At 61.2% G+C, this 1,876-nt stretch carries 3 protein-coding genes and 1 pseudogene; all 4 read right to left on the reverse strand.

Going from position 1 to position 1,876, the window contains the following annotated elements; translation table 11 throughout:
* Positions 1-268: 268 nt before the first annotated feature.
* The gene (locus HNQ71_RS34535; RefSeq protein WP_184879629.1) at positions 269-490 is read right to left on the reverse strand and encodes a hypothetical protein; all 222 of its coding nucleotides are present in this window, start codon (positions 488-490) and stop codon (positions 269-271) included.
* Entirely contained in the window at positions 490-723 is a 234-nt protein-coding gene (locus tag HNQ71_RS34540) for a cytochrome c biogenesis protein CcdA (RefSeq protein WP_184879632.1), read from the reverse strand. Before HNQ71_RS34540 ends, HNQ71_RS34535 begins: the two co-directional genes overlap by 1 nt.
* 4 nt (positions 724-727) lie before the next feature.
* Entirely contained in the window at positions 728-1,417 is a 690-nt protein-coding gene (locus HNQ71_RS34545) for a DsbA family protein (protein ID WP_184879635.1), read from the reverse strand.
* A gap of 313 nt (positions 1,418-1,730) precedes the next feature.
* A pseudogene (locus HNQ71_RS36055) lies at positions 1,731-1,876 on the reverse strand (cation:dicarboxylate symporter family transporter); the annotation flags it as partial.

Consider the following 1,876-nt stretch of genomic DNA (forward strand, 5'->3'; position numbering starts at 1 on the left):
TGACCCATCAACTGCTCCTAAGTGCGCTCATAAGAGCACGCTTAAGACCACTCGTTCATCACCCGAACAAGGCGCGACACGCCGGATGGATACGATAGTCGAGGCCTTACCGCCAGCGCGCTATCTGCTCGCCGACCGAGCTTATAGCTCCATCGGCTTCCGCGATGCACTTATCCAACGCGGTATTACCCCTTGCATCCCGTATCTGGTATGGATGCGTCGCCAGTCCTTGAGGCGTGCGAACAGGTTCTCGATCTTGTGGCGTCAATTACTTGATTTTCAACGCCATGCAGGCTCGCATCGTCGAATTCGGCAACCCCACCGGACTATCGATGCTGTAGCCGGATTCGCCAGCCTTTCCAGTGACTGCTGTCAACAACCGCACCTTGAGTTCGCTCTGGGCAAGCGATGCGGCGCAAGCGATTCGGCGAACAAAAGACCGACCGGCACCGGCTCCGACGATGTCGAACGTGTCGTCACGGCCGGCCATCAGCGTGCCGCCCCCAGCGTCACGAATACGGTCGAGACGCTGGGGGCCAACAAGGTGCCGAGAAGCAATATGGAAAGCCGGCTGTCGAGAGCACGATATGGTCGGCCGACTACGGGCTTGTCGATCATATAAGAGATATAGCCCGGCACGACAGGCAGCACGCATGGCGAGAGGAACGAGATTGCACCGGCCGCCAGTGCTGTCAAAATGCCGATATTGGAGATTTCAAACACCGTCTCAACCCTTCGGCTTTGATCGCGCATCGGCGATGGAGCGTTGCAGCGTGGCAACATCGACCACCCCAGGGATCACTTCATCGCCGACCACCAACGCCGGCGTGCCGGTGATGTACAGATCGCCGGCGAGCGCGCGATTGCGCGCAATGGCGTCTGCGATGGCCGGGTCTTCCATGTCCCGCTTGAGCTGCTCAACGTCGAGGCCCACATGTGCTGCGATGGTCAAGGTGGACCTTTCGTCGACCAGGCCGCGGAAACCCATGAGGGCGCGATGGAACGCCTCGTATTTTCCCTGTTTGTGGGAGGCGAGTGCCGCCACCGCGGCGAATTTGGAAGTCGGTCCCAGGATCGGAAACTCTTTGAACACAAGCTTCAGACTCCTATCGTCCTTGATGGCTTGCCTGATATTGAGGGCTGCCTCCCGGCAATGCGGGCAGTTGTAGTCAAAGAAGGTGACCAGAGCGACGTCGCCTTCCGGATTGCCAGCGGTTGGCGAAGCGGGGTCATTGAAGAGTGCGTCGCGCCGCGCGGCAATGAGCATCTTCAATTCCGCCGCGAGCTGGCGTCGGTCTTCGAGCTGCTGCAGGTAGTCTATGACAGCAGGATGATGTAGCGCCCCCAGCGCGGAAAAAAGCAGGGCGAGGGCTAAAAGGGCGATCGTGACGACAAGGCCGGGGGTTGGCTTGGACATGGGCGGTCTCCAATTAACAGTGAACAGCAGGGCAGCAACGGTGCCTTTGGCGTAAACCCGGTCATCGCTTTTGATCGCTTGCCCGGCACTTCCCGGAGTACGGGAAGTGCCGGGGCTCTCTCGGTGCCGATGCCAGCTGGCAATTCCTCTAGGACCGCTTCACGCCCTGCCCCCAATGGCTGAGCGGCGCTCGCGCGCGCTGGCTGGCCGCGACCGCCCTTCGCCAGGCCGAACGTCTTGATCCTCCACCGTCAAAGCGTCGAGGGGCCGCTCGCGAGGGCCTTTGCCGATCGAACTTCATCCGGCTCGCCCCCCAGCGGGCGACCACGAGCGATGCCACCGCGTTACCGACCACATTCGTCAGCGCCCGGCATTCGGACATGAAGCGGTCGACGCCAAGGATCAGAGCCACGCCAGCAACGGGAACACTGGGTACCACGGCGAGCGTAGCGGCCAGCG

Source organism: Mesorhizobium sangaii (assembly GCF_014207355.1).
Lineage (GTDB): Bacteria > Pseudomonadota > Alphaproteobacteria > Rhizobiales > Rhizobiaceae > Mesorhizobium > Mesorhizobium sangaii.

Coding starts and splice junctions, on each gene's coding strand:
- HNQ71_RS34535 (WP_184879629.1), bottom strand. CDS start 490: ATGGCCGGCCGTGACGACACGTTCGACATCGTCGGAGCCGGTGCCGGT.
- HNQ71_RS34545 (WP_184879635.1), bottom strand. CDS start 1,417: ATGTCCAAGCCAACCCCCGGCCTTGTCGTCACGATCGCCCTTTTAGCC.